The following is an 18,093-nucleotide window of genomic DNA, read 5'->3' as shown; positions in this document are numbered from 1 at the left end:
CCTGTCTACTACGGTGGACGTGGTGACCGGACGTATAGGCATCGACGATGTCGGCCCCGTCATCTCGGGTGGACGCTATCCGGCCAAGGCCGTCGTGGGCGAGGTCTTGCCCGTGGCCGCCACCGTCTGGCGGGAAGGCCACGAGGCCGTGGCCGCGACCCTGGTACTGCGCTGTCTGGGTCCCACCTATCCGCAACTCGCGGAGGGTCCGTTGCGCCGAATCTCGGCCCCTCGCGACAAGGACAAGAGCGCGACTCGGATCAAGCCGCTGCACGTCCAGATGCAGCCGGGCGGGGCACTCGATCGTTTTCACGCCAGCTTCGTCCCGGATCGGGAGGGACTGTGGACCTTCCGGGTCGACGGGTGGGGTGACCCGATCGGAACCTGGCGTCATAACGTCCAGGCCAAGCTGGAGGCCGGCCAGGGCGCCGCGGAATTGGCCAACGATCTGGAGATCGGTGCGCGGCTGTTCGAGCGTGCGGCGACCGGGGTGCCGCGCAAGCATCGCCAGCCGCTTCTGGATGCCGCGGAAGTGCTGCGAACCCAGGACGATCCCGGTGCACGGTTTCAACACGCGCTCTCCGGTGAGGCGCAGGCGCTGCTTGACGAGTACCCATTGCGCGACCTACTCACCCGCGGTACGCAATACGGCATCTGGGTGGACCGCCCACGTGCACTCTATGGCTCCTGGTACGAGCTGTTCCCGCGTTCCACCGGTGGAGTCGGACCGGACGGTCGGCCCATGCACGGCACCCTCGCGACGGCTGCCGCCGATCTCGCCCGGGTTGCCGCGATGGGATTCGACGTGGTGTACCTACCGCCAATTCATCCGATCGGCGAGATAAACCGTAAGGGCCGCAACAACAATCCGATCGCCGAACCCGGCGAGGTCGGCTCGCCGTGGGCCATCGGCAGCGCCGCCGGCGGCCACGATGCGATCCACCCAGAGCTCGGTACCCTCAAGGATTTCGACCGGTTCGTGGCCACCGCCGGCAAGCTGGGTCTGGAGGTGGCGCTGGACTTGGCGTTGCAATGCGCACCGGATCATCCGTGGGTGGGCGCGCATCCCGAGTGGTTCACCGAACTCCCCGATGGCACCATCGCCTACGCAGAAAACCCTCCCAAGAAGTACCAGGACATCTATCCCCTGAACTTCGACACCGATCCTGCGGGCCTGTACACCGAGGTACTACGTGTGGTCCAGCACTGGATTGCCCACGGAGTCAAGATATTCCGGGTAGACAACCCACACACCAAACCGCCCGATTTTTGGCAGTGGCTCATCGCCGAGGTCAAGGCGGCCGATCCCGATGTGCTGTTCCTCTCCGAGGCGTTTACTCGCCCGGCGCGGCTGTACGGCCTGGCCCGGCTGGGGTTCACCCAGTCGTACACCTATTTCACCTGGCGCACCGGTAAATCCGAGATCGCCGACTTCGGTAGGGAGATCGCCGCGCAGGCGGATTTGGCCCGCCCGAACCTCTTCGTCAACACCCCGGACATTCTGCATGCCAGCCTGCAGCACGGCGGGCCAGGCATGTTCGCCATCCGCGCTGTGCTGGCCGGCACGTTGAGTCCCACCTGGGGTGTGTACTCCGGATACGAGCTCTACGAACATGTTCCGTTGCGTGAGGGTAGCGAGGAATACCTGGACTCGGAAAAATACCAGCTACGCCCGCGCGACTACAAGGGTGCCGTGGCGCGCGGCGAATCGTTGGAGCCGTTCATCACTCGGCTCAACGAGATCCGCCGGCTGCACCCGGCCTTGCACCAGCTGCGCAACATCACCTTCCATCACATCGAGAATGACGCTCTGGTGGCGTATTCCAAGTTCGACCCGGTGACCGGTGACGCGGTGCTAGTCGTCGTCAATCTCAACCCGTTCGGCCCCGAGGAGGGCACGATCTGGCTCGATCTCTCTGCGCTCGGTCTCGACTGGCACGAGACGTTCTGGGTGCGTGACGAACTCACCGGTGAGCAGTATCGCTGGGGCCAGGCCAACTACGTGCGGCTCGATCCTTCCAAGGGCGTCGCCCACATTCTCAACCTGCCGCAGGTTCGTGAACCTGCCAGGGCGCACCTGGTGTACCGGCCGTGATCAAGGGCAGCGGCGCACCGCCGCTCTTCCTCAAACCGGACGCCGCCGATATCGCCAGACTCGTGGCAGGCACCCATCACAACCCACATTCGATCCTCGGCGCGCACGAGTACCCGAATCCGGGCGGTAAGGGACACACCGTCATTCGCGCATTCAAGCCCGGGGCCGCCGCGGCCGCCGCGGTGGTGGGCGAGGAAATCCATCCGATGACCGATCTCGGGTCGGGACTGTTCGGCGTGGCACTGCCTTTCCTGAACCTCATCGACTACCGCCTCGAAGTCGACTACGACGGCACCACGCTAGTGATCGCCGATGCCTATCGATTCCTGCCCACGCTCGGTGAGGTGGACCTGCACCTGTTCAACGAGGGCCGTCACGAGCGGCTCTGGGAAATTCTCGGTGCACACCCGCGCTCATTCGTCACCGCGGACGGCGAGGTCAGCGGCATCTCCTTTGCGGTGTGGGCACCCAACGCGGGCGGCGTCTCGGTGATCGGGGATTTCAACGGGTGGAACGGCAATGACGCACCCATGCGAACGCTGGGATCGTCCGGAGTCTGGGAGCTGTTCTGGCCCGGCATGACGCTTGGCGCACTGTATAAATTCCGCGTGCACGGCGCCGACGGGGCGGTGACCGATCGCGCCGACCCCTTCGCGTTCGCAACCGAGCTGCCACCGGCCACCGCATCGCGGGCCACCACCTCGTCGTACTGCTGGGAGGACGACGCATGGATGTCCCAGCGCCCCTCACGCAATCCGGTGTTCGAGCCGATGAGCACCTACGAGGTGCACCTGGCCTCATGGCGTCCGGGACTCTCCTACCGACAGCTAGCCCAAGAACTCACTGAATACGTTCTGACACAAGGTTTCACCCACGTCGAGCTGCTGCCGGTGGCCGAACATCCCTTCGGTGGATCCTGGGGTTACCAGGTGACCTCGTACTACGCACCCACGTCACGACTCGGCACACCCGACGATTTTCGGTACCTGGTCGACGCGCTGCACCAGGCCGGAATCGGCGTCATCGTCGACTGGGTGCCCGCACATTTCCCAAAGGACGCGTGGGCGCTGGCCCGCTTCGACGGGACGCCCCTATACGAACACGCCGATCCGCATCGTGCCGAACAACTTGACTGGGGCACATATGTTTTCGACTTCGGACGTCCCGAGGTCCGCAACTTCCTGGTCGCCAACGCCCTGTTCTGGCTCGACCAGTTCCATATCGACGGGCTGCGAGTGGATGCCGTCGCGTCGATGCTCTACCTGGACTACTCGCGCCCCGAGGGCGGCTGGACGCCCAATATCCACGGTGGGCGCGAGAACCTCGAAGCGGTGCAGTTCCTGCAGGAAATGAACGCCACCGTGCACAAACTGCATCCCGGGATCGTGACGGTGGCCGAGGAATCCACGTCCTGGCCGGGCGTCACCCGGGCGACAAGCCTTGGCGGTCTTGGGTTTTCCATGAAGTGGAATATGGGCTGGATGCACGACACCCTGGGCTACCTGGGACGCGATCCCATCCATCGCAGCTTCCACCATCACGAGATGACCTTCTCGATGCTGTACGCGTTCAGCGAGAATTTTGTGCTGCCCGTGAGCCATGACGAGGTGGTGCACGGCAAGGGCACGCTGTGGACCCGAATCCCGGGGGACGACCATGCGAAGGCCGCCGGACTGCGCTGCCTGCTGGCATACATGTGGGCGCATCCCGGAAAGCAGCTGCTGTTCATGGGGCAGGAGTTCGGGCAGCGCGCCGAATGGTCCGATGAGCGCGGTGTCGACTGGTTCCAGCTGGGCGAGGACGGGTACTCGCCGGGAATTGCGGCCCTGGTGGCCGATCTGAATTCCACATACCAGCAGCGCCGCGCGTTGTGGTCACAGGACACCGCGCCCCAAGGGTATTCGTGGATCGATGCCAACGACTCGACCAACAACGTACTGAGCTTCCTGCGCTTCGGTGACGACGGCTCGGTGCTGGCGTGCATCTTCAATTTCGCGGGTGTCGAACACAGCAGCTACCGAGTGGGACTGCCTCTCACCGGACGCTGGCGTGAGGTCATCAACACCGATGCGCTGCAATATCACGGGACTGGCGTCGGGAATCTCGGCGAGGTCATCGCATCGGCGAACCCCTGGCACGGCCGCCCCGCCTCGGCCACGCTGGCACTGCCGCCCGCCGCGGCCATCTGGCTGGAACCCGTCTCCGAGGACCTGTAGGAAACATTAGGATGCGCTAAACGCAGACACGCGTATTTAGGGGGAGGCTCGATGTCCAAACGGTGGATGGCACTGCTCGTGGGCCTGGTGCTGGTGATCACGTCATGTGGCCGACCACTCGGTGGGCAACCACAGTCGATCTACGCCGATCCCCTGCGAGTGGCCGGTATGCCCGCCGTCGACGGCCCATCGGGCATGAAGCCCGGCGTACAGGTCCCTAAGCGCGAGATCCAGAACACCGACAACGGCGAGATCGACAACTACGTCCGGGTATCGCTCGCCGATATCGAAGAATTCTGGACACAGTTCTACGGTGATTCATTCGCCAACTTCCGCCCCGTGTCCCGCCTCATCTCGGTTGACTCGCGCAAAGACAACAGCGATATCGAGTTCTGCGGAGGTGACCTGAACGACTTCATCAACGCCGCGTTCTGCTTCGCGGACAATTCATTTGCCTGGGATCGCGGTCAGCTGTTCCCCTACCTGCGCAAGCAGATGGGCGATATGGCTATGAACACCGTCATGGCCCATGAGTACGGGCACTCGATCCACTACCACGCACAGCTCATCACCCCGATCGACGATCCGAAGATCAGCAAAAAAGACGTCGAGTACCTCATGGACCTCAACCAGGAACAACAGGCCGACTGTTTCGCTGGGTCCTATCTGCGCTGGGTCACTCAGGGTGATTCGCCACGATTCACCCTGAACACCGCCGATGGCTTGAACAAGGTCATGGCAGCGATGATCGCGATCCGCGATAACGACACCAGTAAGGCGTGGGCCATCCACGGTTCCGCCTTCGAACGGGTCTCGGCATTCCAGTTCGGGTTTGGCGACGGCCCCATGGCCTGCAAGCGCATCGATTCCCGCGAGATCCTCAAACGCCGGGGCGAGCTTCCCAAGGGCCTGGGTGTGGGGCCCAACGGCGACAACTGGCCCGTCAACCCCGACACCATCGACGTCGTGTTGGCCGCCGCCGCACAGGTCTTCCCCATGGACAACCCGCCCAAGGCGGTCTATGGCGAAGGGAAGTGCTCCGATGGTTCGGGTACGGCGCCTGCCTCGTTCTGCCCCAAGGACAACACAATTGCCCTGGACCCGAAGGCCTTGCAGAAGATGGCGACCCCCGCATCTGATCGCGCCCTGTTCTCCGCGCAAGTGAACGGCGACTACTCGGCGTTCAGCGTTGTCGTCTCTCGATACGCGCTGGCGGCCCAGAAGGCCGCCGGACTGGAGACCGAGGGCATCATGACGGGGCTGCGCACCGCCTGCCTGACGGGCTACTTCACCTCGCGCGCCGCGGGTAGGGGCATTGTCACCCCGCGCTCGCCGGTCATCCTGTCCGGCGGCGACCTTGATGAGGCAGTCTCCGAATTGCTCTCCAGCGGTATGGCTTCCAGCGATGTGAAGGGTGAGACGGCTCCGGCCGGATTCTCGCGTATCGACGCCTATCGAATCGGCGTGCTGGGCAACGACCAAACGTGCGCCAAGCGCTTCCCGTAATCCCGGATTTCTCCCGCGAGCGCAGGAAAACTTAGAAGAGGGCGTTGGCGAGCTTGCGCCGCCCGGCGATCACCGCGGGGTCAGCAGGATCGAAGAGCTCGAACAGCTCCAACAACCGGGCACGAATCTTCGCCCGGTCATCTTCGCTGGTGACGCGAACAAGCGCGACGAGCCTATCGAAGGCCGAATCTGGCTGCTGGGCAAGCACTTCCACGTCGGCGGCAGCCAACCCTGCGTCGATGTCGGTCGGCGTGGAATTGGCGACGACTACCGCATCCTGTTCCTGACCCGTCGCACGGATCAGAAACTCGATCTGGCGCACCGACGCTGTCGCCTCGGCCGCTACCGCACCGGTGGCGCCGTCATCCAGCAGGCCCCGATAGGCGGCAAGGGCCGCCTCGAAGTCCCCGGTATCGAGGGCGTCACGCGCGGCGGCGAGCGCCGGGTCGACCGTCTCTTCAGCGCCGTCGTCCTCCGACTGAGCGGCATCGGGCAGCTTGCCCACGACCGCGTCGAGAATCGAATCGAGCCACCGCCGAAGCTGATCGGCCGGCTGCGGTCCCGTGAAGCTGGTGATGGGCCGGCCGGCGGCCACCGCCACCACGGTCGGCACGGCCTGCACGCCAAAGACCTGCGCGATCTGCGGGCTGGTGTCGACATTGACACTCGCGAGCGTCCACGTGCCACGGTCCTCGGCGACCAAGTCGCCCAACGTGGCGGCGAGCGCGGCCGAGGCCTCGCTACGCGGCGAGCCCAGCAGCACGATGACCGGGGCGCGGTTCGACTGCGCGAGCACCTCGGCTTCCAGATTCGCCTCGGTTACCTCGATGGTCCAGTCACCCCCGGCGGCAGGCTCACGGGGTGTAGCGGGCTCCTGGGCGCGTTGTTTGAGAGCAGAAAGGTCGACGGCACCGGACATGGCCGCAGCCATCGCGGGACGTGGTCGGGTCACGCTGTCCAGTCTGTCACGGCTCGCGGCCTGCGCACTACGGCGCCGTGTCACCTGTCGCCGCGGCCCCGGCGACGGGCAATTTGCCCGCCCTATCTGCCCATATGACAAAGATCACACTGCACAAAGGGGCGAGCCCAGCTAACAACGCGAGCAACCAGGTGAGCGGCCGCCAGCGGTATTCACGGCCCGCCAGGAATCCCACCACCAGGTAGGTGATGAAGATGATTCCGTGGATCCACCCGAAGATCTTCACGCCGATCTCGTTACCGGGGTCCGGCACGTACTTGAAGAACATCCCGGTGAGCAGGCCCGCCCAGCTGACGGCCTCGAGCAACGCGATGGCGCGGAACCTGCTGGCAGTGCTACGCAGGTCGAAATGCTGTGTCATGCCCTCATTGTGCCCGACCCCGCGCCCATCTACTACGTCACGTCGTAAAGCCGAATTTCACACGCGCACAATCAGGGCATCACCTTGGCCGCCGCCACCGCACAGAGCCGCGACGCCAATTCCGCCGCCCCGACGCTTGAGCTCCTGCGCCAGATGCAGCGTGATCCGAGCACCCGACATCCCGATGGGGTGACCGATCGCGATCGCGCCGCCGTTGACGTTGACCTTCGCCGGGTCGATGCCCAAGTCCTTGATCGAGGCCAAACCCACCAACGCAAAGGCCTCGTTGATCTCGACCAGATCGAGCTGCTCGGGGGAAATCCCTTCCCGCTCACAGGCTTTACGAATGGCGTTGGCCGGTTGCAGCTGCAGGCTGGAATCTGGACCCGCCACCACGCCGTGCGCACCGATTTCGGCGATCCAGGAGAGTCCTTCACGTTCGGCACGGTCTTTACTCATCACCACGACAGCACACGCGCCATCGGAGATGGGCGAGGAAGACCCCGCAGTGATGGTGCCGTCCTTGCTGAACGCCGGACGCAGCCCGGCCAGGGAGGCGGCAGTGGTGTCCGCACGGATGCCCTCGTCCTCCGAAAACTCGATCGGATCCCCCTTGCGCTGCGGGATCTGCACCGCAACCACTTCGTCGGCGAAGACCCCGTCCTTCCAGGCGCGAGCGGCGTTCTGGTGCGACCTCGCCGCGAACTCGTCCTGCTCCTCGCGGGTGAACTTGTCGGAGACATTGCGCTGTTCGGTGAGTATGCCCATCGCCTGGTCGGTGAAGGCATCGTGCAGACCATCGAAGGCCATGTGGTCAATGAGCGTCACGTCGCCGTACTTGAACCCGAACCGGCTCTTGGGCAGCAGGTGCGGCGCATTGGTCATGGATTCTTGCCCACCGGCGACCACCACCTCGAACTCACCTGCCCGAATCAGCTGGTCAGCGAGAGCAATGGCATCCACGCCGGAGAGGCACACCTTGTTGATGGTGAGCGCCGGGACATCCATACCGATACCGCCGGCAACCGCGGCCTGCCGCGCCGGGATCTGACCCGCACCAGCCGTCAGCACCTGCCCCATGATTACGTAATCCACCGCGGAGGGCGCCACCTTGGCCTTCTCCAGGGCGCCCGCGATGGCAACGCCACCCAGCTGGGCACCCGAGAAGTCCCTCAGCGACCCCTGGAACCGGCCAACAGGCGTGCGCGCTCCAGCAACAATGACGGACTTAGTTATCGGGGCCATTGGGGTCCTTCCAGATTTCTCGATTGGACGCCGTTTTCTAGCACGAGTTACCGTTACGTTATGACGACATCGTCTCCTCTTGATGTACCGACGATCCTATCGACCGGGCTGGTAACCGCTATCGACCACGTCGGTATCGCGGTGCCCGACTTGGACGTCGCGATCGAGTGGTACCACGAGCATCTGGGCATGATCCTGGTGCACGAGGAGATCAACGAGGGCCAGGGCGTCCGCGAGGCAATGCTGTCCTTCCCGGGTGCCGAGCCCGGCGGTGCACAGCTTCAGCTCATGGCCCCGCTCAACGAGTCCTCACCCATCGCCAAGTTCCTGGATACGAAGGGCCCCGGCCTGCAGCAGCTGGCCTACCGCGTCACCGATATCGACGCGCTGACCGATCAGCTGCGCGCCGCCGGACTACGGGTGCTCTACGCCGAGCCCCGTATCGGCACGGCGAACTCACGCATCAACTTCCTGCACCCCAAGGACACCGGCGGCGTGCTCGTCGAGCTCGTCCAGCCGGCAGATTCTCACTAACTCCATTTGCGAGTCGGGCCCCGGTTGGCCCGGTTGCCCCAGCACGGTGAATGCCAGTGGCGGCGCTCGTCGACTCCCCCGTCGTAGGAGCCGACCGGCCACACCACCACATGCGCCACTCCGACCGCGATCTCGTGATCACACCCGGGGCAGCGGTATACCTTGACCGCGCGTGCGCCCGCGATGCGGCGCACCCGGTAGTCGAAACCGTCGGCACCTTGCTCCACCTGATCCCCGCCGAGGGGCGGCAAACCAGGAAGATCGGGGATGTCGCGGCGCGGCGGATGTCGGCGGCCCATACGGTGATTCTATGAGTGGCGAAGCGATTTCAGAACAGACGGAATTCGCTTGAGTCCATCCCCCGCATCGCGTCGTAGTCCAGTGTGAGACAACGGATTCCGCGGTCCTCGGCAAGGGTGCGGGCCTGCGGCTTGATCTGTTGGGCCGCGAAGACGCCCGCGACCGGCGCCAACGTGGTGTCCCGATTGAGCAGTTCGAGGTAGCGGGTCAGCTGTTCGACACCGTCGATCTCACCGCGGCGCTTGATCTCCACCGCGACCGTCGCACCCCCGGCATCGCGACAGAGCAGATCCACCGGCCCGATCGGGGTCATGTACTCACGGCGTACCAGGGTGTAGCCGGCACCGAGCAGCGCAACATGCTCGGCGAGCAACTCCTGCAGGTGCGCCTCCACGCCGTCCTTGACCAGTCCGGGGTCCACCCCGAGCTCATGTGCGGAATCGTGCTCGATGTTCTCGAGGGTAATGCGCAGCTGCTCACCTGCCTTGTTCTCCACCACCCAGACAGTCGAATCCTCGGGTTCTGCAGCGGTTTCGGTAAGCCAGCACGGCGGGCTCATCCAGTTGAGCGGCTTATAGGCGCGGTCATCGGCGTGCACACTCACCGAACCGTCCGCCTTGATCAACAGCAGCCGCTTAGCGGAGGGAAGGTGAGCGGTCAATCGTCCGACGTAATCGACCGTGCACTGAGCTACAACAAGACGCACCGGCCCACTCTAACGGGCGTTAGGCTGACCACAACTATGGCAAACGAGTCGATTCGCGCAGTGTCGCGAAGAGTAGGCGCGGCGCTTGCCGCCATCACCGGTCAGACCGGGCGGCTCCAGGCCGGTAACGGATACGGATCCTGGTTGCTCGGCACAGCTGACGAGAGCACCCGTATCCAACGGATCCGGATTCAGCTGATCCTCACCGTCTTCGTGGTGGTCGCCAACCTCATCGGTGTCGCCGTCGTCATCCTGCTGGTGCTGGTGGCAATACCTGACCCCAACGTCTTCGATGCGCCCTGGTGGATCAACTTTGTAGCGGTGCCTGTCTACGTAACGCTCGCAGTCCTCATCGGCGCGTACTGGGGTACCCGGCGCATCTTCAAGGTGGTGCGCTGGGCTATGGAGGAGAAGACGCCGACTCTCGCAGACCAGCGAAATACGTTCGCGGTGCCGTGGCGGCTCACCGTCGTGGAAGCAATCCTCTGGGTTGGCGGAACAGCCTTGTTCACCACGCTCTTCGGCTTGCAAGACCCGATGTACATCCCAAAGATCTTTTTCGCCGTCGGCTTCAGCGGAATTGTCGTCTGCGCCGCGAACTACTTGTTCACCGAATTCGCGATGCGGCCGGTCGCTGCACGGGCCCTCGAGGCCGGTCCCCGCAAGCGAAGACTCGTCTCGGGGATCATGGTCCGCACCCTTCTGGCGTGGATGCTGGGTTCGGGGGTCCCCGCCGCGGGCATCATGCTCACTGGTCTCGGAGCGTTGATCTTCGGCAACTTCACCCTGAATCAGCTGGCGATTGCCGTCATAATCCTGTCCGGCGCACCATTGATCTTCGGGCTGATCCTCATCTGGACCGCGTCTTGGATGACAGCCACCCCGGTCAAGGAAGTGCAGGCCGCGCTCAAGCGGGTGGAACAGAACGATTTGGACGTCAATCTCGTCGTCTACGACGGCACCGAGCTCGGCGAGCTGCAGGCAGGTTTCAACACCATGGTGGAGGGCCTGCGTGAACGCGAGCGGGTCCGAGATCTGTTCGGCAAGCATGTCGGCCGGGAGGTTGCCGCCGCCGCCGAGCTGCAGCAGCCCGAGCTCGGCGGTGAAGAGCGCCATGTCGCGGTGCTTTTCGCCGATATCGTCGGCTCCACCCAGATAGCGGCCACCCGTCCAGCCATCGAGGTGGTCGCGCTGCTGAATCGGTTCTTCACCGTCGTCGTGGAGGAAATCGACCGATTCGAGGGCATGGTCAACAAATTCGAGGGCGACGCAACCCTTGCGGTATTCGGAGCGCCAGTCCGGCTGGACCGTCCCGAGAGTCAGGCGCTCGCAGCTGCGCGGGCCATCGCCCGCCGGCTACGGACTGAGGTGCCCGAATGCCGGGCTGGCATCGGCGTTGCCTCGGGGCAGGCAGTCGCCGGAAATATCGGCGCCCATGACCGATTCGAATACACCGTCATCGGCGACCCGGTCAACGAAGCAGCCCGGCTCTGCGAGCTGTCCAAGACGGTGCCGGGACACCTGGTGGCCTCCCTCGACACGGTCCTGCGCGCCCACCATCGGGAGGCCTTGCACTGGCGTTCGGGCGATACGGTAACGCTGCGCGGCCGAACCGAGCCCACCGAGCTTGCGGTACCGGTCTAGCCCGTCTCGCCTACTCCGACTGCTTCCACCAAGCCTCGACGTAGAGCACCATCGCCACCACCAGAGCAATGAGCACCCACAGCACAAGCGCCTGATCGATCCAGGCGCCGGGCGGGGGCGCACCGGGCAGTATGTTGCGCAGCGGCACGATCGCGAAGAGCATGGTGCCGAACCAGGTGGTCAGCGGCGGGTGAAACTTCTTTCTGCCCTTCACCGTCTCGATCGCGACAATCAGCGCCATTGTCGGCAGCGTGATCAAAACAAGACAGATACCCACGTCGAATGCGAGCGTGCCGCGGGCCCGTACCAGCGTGACCGTGGTCTCGTCCCCCGTGCCGCCGGGCGCGGGAGACGTTTCCGAAGACACCCGCCATCCGCCCAGGCTCCCGATCACTTCGATGCGAGCGGGCACCGGGCGCCGCCCCTCGCCGTTGCCCAGCATGACCTCGGCGCGCAGATGCGCGGTGGAGTATTCGTCGAACGGCCAGATCTGCGCGTCACCGACGGCGACCAGGGTGTCATCCATGGCCGCGGGAACCGTGCCGCGAGGAAAGCGCCGTTCCCCGTAATCGAGTGAAGACACCAGTCGCACAGACATATCAGCCTGCAACAGCCCGAAACTGTCCAGGGTCGATTTCGCAGGCAGCACCACAACCTCGGCGTCCAGTCGGTTATTCACCGTCCGTAAGTCTTGGAGGTCGATAACCACCACAGTCTCATCATCTCGCGAGAGATCCAGATCAGCCGATAGCGGTGGTGTCGAGTGCTGATCCAGCATCCGGTAGATAACAAGAAATCCCACGTAGATGACCAGAACGAGTACTACCGTCCCGACGGTCGTGGCGGCCGGCTTCAGCCTGAAGCGACCCTTGAATGCCTGCACATGATTCCTATCTCTACAGCCAGAAGATGATCAGAAATCTAACAGTAGATATGAAAATACCCCCCAGTTTCCTGGGGGGTATTTCCAATTTATGTTCGGCGGTGTCCTACTCTTCCATTCCGTGTAAAGAACAGTACCATCGGCGCTGAGAGGCTTAGCTTCCGGGTTCGGAATGGGACCGGGCGTTTCCCTCTCGCTGTGGCCGCCGTAACTCTGTTGTGCGATAAACACACAAGTTATCTGGTGGTGGAGTGTGGTCGTCAAAATGACGACGAATAGTGGTTGCGATTTATTAGTAAGTTTTCGGTCGATTAGTGCCAGTTCCCTGAACGTATTACTACGCTTACAGGTCTGGCCTATTGAACCCATAGTCTGTGGGTGACCTTATCCCTCTAAAAGGGTAAGAAACCTGGTCTTGGAATAGGTTTCCCGCTTAGATGCTTTCAGCGGTTATCCTGTCCGAACGTAGCTATCCAGCCGTGCTCCTGGTGGAACAACTGGTACACCAGAGGTTCGTCCGTCCCGGTCCTCTCGTACTAGGGACAGGTTTCCTCAAGTTTCTGACGCGCGCGGCGGATAGAGACCGAACTGTCTCACGACGTTCTAAACCCAGCTCGCGTGCCGCTTTAATGGGCGAACAGCCCAACCCTTGGGACCTGCTCCAGCCCCAGGATGCGACGAGCCGACATCGAGGTGCCAAACCATCCCGTCGATATGGACTCTTGGGGAAGATCAGCCTGTTATCCCCGGGGTACCTTTTATCCGTTGAGCGACACCCCTTCCACTCAGAGGTGCCGGATCACTAGTTCCGACTTTCGTCCCTGCTCGACTTGTAGGTCTCGCAGTCAAGCTCCCTTGTGCACTTGCACTCAACACCTGATTGCCGTCCAGGTTGAGGGAACCTTTGAGCGCCTCCGTTACATTTTAGGAGGCAACCGCCCCAGTTAAACTACCCACCAGGCACTGTCCCTGGACCGGATATACGGTCCGAGGTTAGAGGTTCAATACGATCAGAGTGGTATTTCAACGATGACTCCACAAACACTGGCGTGCCTGCTTCATAGTCTCCCACCTATCCTACACAAACCGAACCAAACGCCAATACCAAGCTATAGTGAAGGTCCCGGGGTCTTTTCGTCCTGCCGCGCGTAACGAGCATCTTTACTCGTAGTGCAATTTCGCCGAGTCTATGGTTGAGACAGTTGAGAAGTCGTTACGCCATTCGTGCAGGTCGGAACTTACCCGACAAGGAATTTCGCTACCTTAGGATGGTTATAGTTACCACCGCCGTTTACTGGGGCTTAAATTCTCAGCTTCACCCCGAAGGGTTAACCGGTCCTCTTAACCTTCCAGCACCGGGCAGGCGTCAGTCCGTATACATCGTCTTGCGACTTCGCACGGACCTGTGTTTTTAGTAAACAGTCGCTTCTCACTGGTCTCTGCGACCTCGTCCAGCTCACGGAGCAAGTCCGGTCACCAAGCGAGGTCCCCCTTCTCCCGAAGTTACGGGGGTATTTTGCCGAGTTCCTTAACCATAGTTATCTCGTACGCCTTGGTATTCTCTACCTGACCACCTGTGTTGGTTTGGGGTACGGGCCGTGTGTGAACTCACTAGAGGCTTTTCTTGGCAGCATAGGATCACTGAATTCGCCTCAATCGGCTATGCGTCACCTCTCAGGCTTTATGACATCCGGATTTACCTAGATGTCGCCCTACAGGCTTGCTCCGGTATTACCACTGACCGGTACAGCTACCTTCCTGCGTCACCCCGTCGCTTGACTACTACCACCGTGGGTCCCACGCAGCGGGTTCATGTCGCACTCCGAAGAGATTGATCTAGAACCTTTTGGGTGGTTAGTACCGATGATTCATCATGGGCGCGCACACACGGGTACGGGAATATCAACCCGTTGTCCATCGACTACGCCTGTCGGCCTCGCCTTAGGTCCCGACTTACCCTGGGAGGACTAGCCTGGCCCAGGAACCCTTGGTCATTCGGCGGACAAGTTTCTCACTTGTCTGTCGCTACTCATGCCTGCATTCTCACTCCCGCACCCTCCACTGCTGGATCACTCCGCAGCTTCGCTGGGTGCAGGACGCTCCCCTACCCATCCATGCCACTGCCCCGAAGGGAATGTATTGCATGAATGCCGCGGCTTCGGCGGTGTACTTGAGCCCCGCTACATTGTCGGCGCACAATCACTTGACCAGTGAGCTATTACGCACTCTTTCAAGGGTGGCTGCTTCTAAGCCAACCTCCTGGTTGTCTTTGCGACTGCACATCCTTTTCCACTTAGTACACGCTTAGGGGCCTTAGCCGGCGATCTGGGCTGTTTCCCTCTCGACGCACGGAGCTTCTCCCCCGCCGTCTCACTGCCGCGCTCTAACTTATTGGCATTCGGAGTTTGGCTGACGTCAGTAACCTTTTAGGGCCCATTGGCCATCCAGTAGCTCTACCTCCAACAAGAAACACGCGACGCTGCACCTAAATGCATTTCGGGGAGAACCAGCTATCACGGAGTTTGATTGGCCTTTCACCCCTACCCACAACTCATCCCCTCAGTCTTCAACCTAAGTGGGTTCGGGCCTCCACGGCGTCTTACCGCCGCTTCACCCTGGCCATGGGTAGATCACTCCGCTTCGGGTCCAGAACACGCCACTATGGGCGCCCTATTCAGACTCGCTTTCGCTACGGCTACCCCACACGGGTTAACCTCGCGACGTGTCCCTGACTCGCAGGCTCATTCTTCAAAAGGCACGCCATCACCCCACTTGGAGGCTTTGACGGATTGTAGGCACATGGTTTCAGGTACTATTTCACTCCCCTCCCGGGGTACTTTTCACCATTCCCTCACGGTACTAATCCGCTATCGGTCACTAGAGAGTATTTAGGCTTACCGGGTGGTCCCGGCAGATTCACAGCAGATTCCACGAGCCCGCTGCTACTCGGGTGGTAATACAAGACAGGTGTCGGATTTTCGCGTACCGGACTCTCACCGTCTGCGGCGGGCCGTCCCAGACCACTTCCGCTAATCACGACACTTTCTTACTGTCCGCCGGCCTGGTAGAGCCGGCATGTATTACTCCCACAACCCCGCACACACAACCCCTACCAGGTATCACATGCATGCGGTTTAGCCATCTTCCGCTTTCGCTCGCCACTACTCACGGAATCACTTTTGTTTTCTCTTCCTACGGGTACTGAGATGTTTCACTTCCCCGCGTTTCCTCCCAAAGCCTATATATTCAGCAGTGGGTAACACGACATCACTCGTGCTGGGTTTCCCCATTCGGACATCCTCGGATCAAAGCTCGGTTGGCAGCTCCCCGAGGCTTATCGCAGCCTCCTACGTCCTTCATCGGCTTCTAGTGCCAAGGCATTCACCATGTGCCCTTAAGAACTTAGCTAATAAATTGCAAAAACTAGCCTCACTCGTAAACGAGCGAGGCTTGTTAGATGCTCGCAACCACTATCCATAAGTCAAGGACCACACCCCACCACCAAGCGGGGTGACAACACAAAAAGCGTGTTGCCTCAGGACCCAACAGTGTGCCAGCATTTCAATTCTATTGACGGTTTTAGCGTTTCGCTGATTACCTGTTCACGGGGTGAACAGGATTTATAAAACATATTCACCGAGTGATCGCCCACTACAGGCGTTCACAAATGTCTCAGTTCATTCGACTGAGAAATGGTGCTCCTTAGAAAGGAGGTGATCCAGCCGCACCTTCCGGTACGGCTACCTTGTTACGACTTCGTCCCAATCGCCGATCCCACCTTCGACAGCTCCCTCCAAAAGGTTAGGCCACTGGCTTCGGGTGTTACCGACTTTCATGACGTGACGGGCGGTGTGTACAAGGCCCGGGAACGTATTCACCGCAGCGTTGCTGATCTGCGATTACTAGCGACTCCGACTTCATGGGGTCGAGTTGCAGACCCCAATCCGAACTGAGACCAGCTTTAAGGGATTCGCTCCACCTTGCGGCTTCGCAGCCCTCTGTACTGGCCATTGTAGCATGTGTGAAGCCCTGGACATAAGGGGCATGATGACTTGACGTCATCCCCACCTTCCTCCGAGTTGACCCCGGCAGTCTCCTACGAGTCCCCGGCATTACCCGCTGGCAACATAGGACGAGGGTTGCGCTCGTTGCGGGACTTAACCCAACATCTCACGACACGAGCTGACGACAGCCATGCACCACCTGCACGCAGGCCACAAGGGAATACCTATCTCTAGATACGTCCTGCGCATGTCAAACCCAGGTAAGGTTCTTCGCGTTGCATCGAATTAATCCACATGCTCCGCCGCTTGTGCGGGCCCCCGTCAATTCCTTTGAGTTTTAGTCTTGCGACCGTACTCCCCAGGCGGGGTACTTAATGCGTTAGCTACGGCACGGATCCCAAGGAAGGAAACCCACACCTAGTACCCACCGTTTACGGCGTGGACTACCAGGGTATCTAATCCTGTTCGCTACCCACGCTTTCGCTCCTCAGCGTCAGTTACTGCCCAGAGACCCGCCTTCGCCACCGGTGTTCCTCCTGATATCTGCGCATTCCACCGCTACACCAGGAATTCCAGTCTCCCCTGCAGTACTCTAGTCTGCCCGTATCGCCCGCACGCCCACAGTTAAGCTGTGGGTTTTCACGGACAACGTGACAAACCACCTACGAGCTCTTTACGCCCAGTAATTCCGGACAACGCTCGGACCCTACGTATTACCGCGGCTGCTGGCACGTAGTTGGCCGGTCCTTCTTCTGTAGGTACCGTCACTTTCGCTTCGTCCCTACTGAAAGAGGTTTACAACCCGAAGGCCGTCATCCCTCACGCGGCGTCGCTGCATCAGGCTTGCGCCCATTGTGCAATATTCCCCACTGCTGCCTCCCGTAGGAGTCTGGGCCGTATCTCAGTCCCAGTGTGGCCGGTCACCCTCTCAGGCCGGCTACCCGTCGTCGCCTTGGTGAGCTATTACCTCACCAACTAGCTGATAGGCCGCGGGCTCATCCCACACCGCAAAAGCTTTCCACCACACGCCATGAAGCGCGTGGTCCTATTCGGTATTAGACCCAGTTTCCCAGGCTTATCCCAAAGTGCGGGGCAGATCGCCCACGTGTTACTCACCCGTTCGCCACTCGAGTACCCCGAAGGGCCTTTCCGTTCGACTTGCATGTGTTAAGCACGCCGCCAGCGTTCGTCCTGAGCCAGGATCAAACTCTCCAATAAAATTTGATCCCAGCGAAACAACTGTCAAAAGAATTGTTTTCGACATATAATGTCGAATTAAACACTGACACACTATTGAGTTCTCAAACAACACACTTCAAGTTGTATTTGGCGATGAATTCCGGAATTACTTCCTTTGTTCTCGCCTTTGCCCTTTCGGGCGGCTTGGAAACCGTATCAAGTTCGATGAACTTGAGTCAAATTCCCGGTTTTGGCTGGTCACTTGCGCACCATCCGATCGCCGAGATATCTGAATTTCTTCTTCTATTTCGGCTTTTGCCCTTTCGGGCGGCTTGGAAACCGTATCAAGTTCGATGAACTTGAGTCAAATTCCCGGTTTTGGCTGGTCACTTGCGCACCATCCGATCGCCGAGATATCTGAATTTCTTCTTCTATTTCGGC

Annotated in this window: 11 protein-coding genes and 3 rRNA genes; 5 read left to right on the top strand and 9 right to left on the bottom strand. The window is 61.1% G+C overall.

Annotated elements, in window-relative coordinates; genetic code table 11:
• The first annotated feature begins 22 nt into the window (after positions 1 to 22).
• From MLB1_RS20145 to MLB1_RS20135, 3 genes are read left to right on the top strand one after another with little or no spacing between them, the layout of a single operon-like run.
• Entirely contained in the window at positions 23 to 2,095 is a 2,073-nt protein-coding gene (locus tag MLB1_RS20145; RefSeq protein ID WP_180751639.1) for an alpha-1,4-glucan--maltose-1-phosphate maltosyltransferase, read from the top strand.
• Positions 2,095 to 4,311 carry a 1,4-alpha-glucan branching protein GlgB gene (gene glgB, locus MLB1_RS20140; protein WP_371750681.1) on the top strand — a complete coding sequence of 739 codons (2,217 nt, stop codon included), beginning with the start codon at positions 2,095 to 2,097 and terminating at the stop codon, positions 4,309 to 4,311. Before MLB1_RS20145 ends, glgB begins: the two co-directional genes overlap by 1 nt.
• 51 nt (positions 4,312 to 4,362) lie before the next feature.
• Positions 4,363 to 5,817, top strand: a complete 1,455-nt coding sequence (locus MLB1_RS20135) for a neutral zinc metallopeptidase (RefSeq protein WP_180751637.1) — start codon at positions 4,363 to 4,365, stop codon at positions 5,815 to 5,817.
• A 31-nt stretch (positions 5,818 to 5,848) separates the two neighbouring features.
• Here the strand turns inward: MLB1_RS20135 and MLB1_RS20130 are convergent, their stop codons facing one another.
• Genes MLB1_RS20130 through MLB1_RS20120 form a run of 3 tightly spaced genes read right to left on the bottom strand, consistent with a single transcriptional unit; the run spans position 5,849 to position 8,402 of the window.
• Positions 5,849 to 6,769 (bottom strand): co-chaperone YbbN, encoded by a 921-nt coding sequence (locus MLB1_RS20130; RefSeq protein ID WP_371750668.1) that lies wholly within the window; start codon positions 6,767 to 6,769, stop codon positions 5,849 to 5,851.
• Between the two features lie 34 nt (positions 6,770 to 6,803).
• Entirely contained in the window at positions 6,804 to 7,157 is a 354-nt protein-coding gene (locus MLB1_RS20125) for a DUF3817 domain-containing protein (protein ID WP_180751636.1), read from the bottom strand.
• Between the two features lie 57 nt (positions 7,158 to 7,214).
• Positions 7,215 to 8,402, bottom strand: a complete 1,188-nt coding sequence (locus tag MLB1_RS20120) for an acetyl-CoA C-acetyltransferase (RefSeq protein WP_180751635.1) — start codon at positions 8,400 to 8,402, stop codon at positions 7,215 to 7,217.
• Positions 8,403 to 8,462: 60 nt separating this feature from the next.
• Between MLB1_RS20120 and mce the strand changes: the two genes are divergently transcribed.
• The gene (gene mce, locus MLB1_RS20115) at positions 8,463 to 8,936 is read left to right on the top strand and encodes a methylmalonyl-CoA epimerase (protein WP_180751634.1); all 474 of its coding nucleotides are present in this window, start codon (positions 8,463 to 8,465) and stop codon (positions 8,934 to 8,936) included.
• Here the strand turns inward: mce and MLB1_RS20110 are convergent.
• Together MLB1_RS20110 and nucS are read right to left on the bottom strand one after the other, a co-directional pair.
• Positions 8,933 to 9,235: a hypothetical protein gene (locus MLB1_RS20110; protein ID WP_180751633.1), complete on the bottom strand. Its 303-nt coding sequence runs from the start codon at positions 9,233 to 9,235 to the stop codon at positions 8,933 to 8,935. The genes mce and MLB1_RS20110 overlap by 4 nt on opposite strands.
• A 29-nt stretch (positions 9,236 to 9,264) precedes the next feature.
• Positions 9,265 to 9,942, bottom strand: coding sequence for an endonuclease NucS (nucS, locus tag MLB1_RS20105; protein WP_180751632.1), 678 nt, complete (start codon positions 9,940 to 9,942; stop codon positions 9,265 to 9,267).
• 36 nt (positions 9,943 to 9,978) lie between these two features.
• Here nucS and MLB1_RS20100 point away from each other — a divergent pair, with 36 nt between their 5' ends.
• Positions 9,979 to 11,586: an adenylate/guanylate cyclase domain-containing protein gene (locus tag MLB1_RS20100; RefSeq protein WP_180751631.1), complete on the top strand. Its 1,608-nt coding sequence runs from the start codon at positions 9,979 to 9,981 to the stop codon at positions 11,584 to 11,586.
• Positions 11,587 to 11,596: 10 nt separating this feature from the next.
• Here MLB1_RS20100 and MLB1_RS20095 read toward each other — a convergent pair whose 3' ends face one another.
• The 4 genes from MLB1_RS20095 to MLB1_RS20080 form a co-directional block, all read right to left on the bottom strand.
• Positions 11,597 to 12,469, bottom strand: a complete 873-nt coding sequence (locus MLB1_RS20095) for a DUF4436 domain-containing protein (RefSeq protein ID WP_180751630.1) — start codon at positions 12,467 to 12,469, stop codon at positions 11,597 to 11,599.
• A gap of 93 nt (positions 12,470 to 12,562) precedes the next feature.
• A 5S ribosomal RNA gene (gene rrf / locus MLB1_RS20090) occupies positions 12,563 to 12,679 on the bottom strand.
• Positions 12,680 to 12,761: 82 nt separating this feature from the next.
• A 23S ribosomal RNA gene (locus MLB1_RS20085) occupies positions 12,762 to 15,877 on the bottom strand.
• 298 nt (positions 15,878 to 16,175) lie between these two features.
• Positions 16,176 to 17,691, bottom strand: a 16S ribosomal RNA gene (locus MLB1_RS20080).
• The 16S, 23S and 5S rRNA genes sit together here, the layout of an rRNA operon.
• Positions 17,692 to 18,093: the final 402 nt, after the last annotated feature.

Origin of the sequence: Mycobacteroides sp. LB1, from assembly GCF_013449725.1 — a bacterium.
Lineage (GTDB): Bacteria > Actinomycetota > Actinomycetes > Mycobacteriales > Mycobacteriaceae > Mycobacterium.
The sequence above is the reverse complement of the archived record's forward strand: the minus strand, read 5'-3'. Positions and strand labels throughout refer to the sequence as shown.

Coding starts and splice junctions, on each gene's coding strand:
- MLB1_RS20125 (WP_180751636.1), bottom strand. CDS start 7,157: ATGACACAGCATTTCGACCTGCGTAGCACTGCCAGCAGGTTCCGCGCC.
- MLB1_RS20100 (WP_180751631.1), top strand. CDS start 9,979: ATGGCAAACGAGTCGATTCGCGCAGTGTCGCGAAGAGTAGGCGCGGCG.
- MLB1_RS20110 (WP_180751633.1), bottom strand. CDS start 9,235: ATGGGCCGCCGACATCCGCCGCGCCGCGACATCCCCGATCTTCCTGGT.
- MLB1_RS20135 (WP_180751637.1), top strand. CDS start 4,363: ATGTCCAAACGGTGGATGGCACTGCTCGTGGGCCTGGTGCTGGTGATC.
- MLB1_RS20120 (WP_180751635.1), bottom strand. CDS start 8,402: ATGGCCCCGATAACTAAGTCCGTCATTGTTGCTGGAGCGCGCACGCCT.
- mce (WP_180751634.1), top strand. CDS start 8,463: ATGACGACATCGTCTCCTCTTGATGTACCGACGATCCTATCGACCGGG.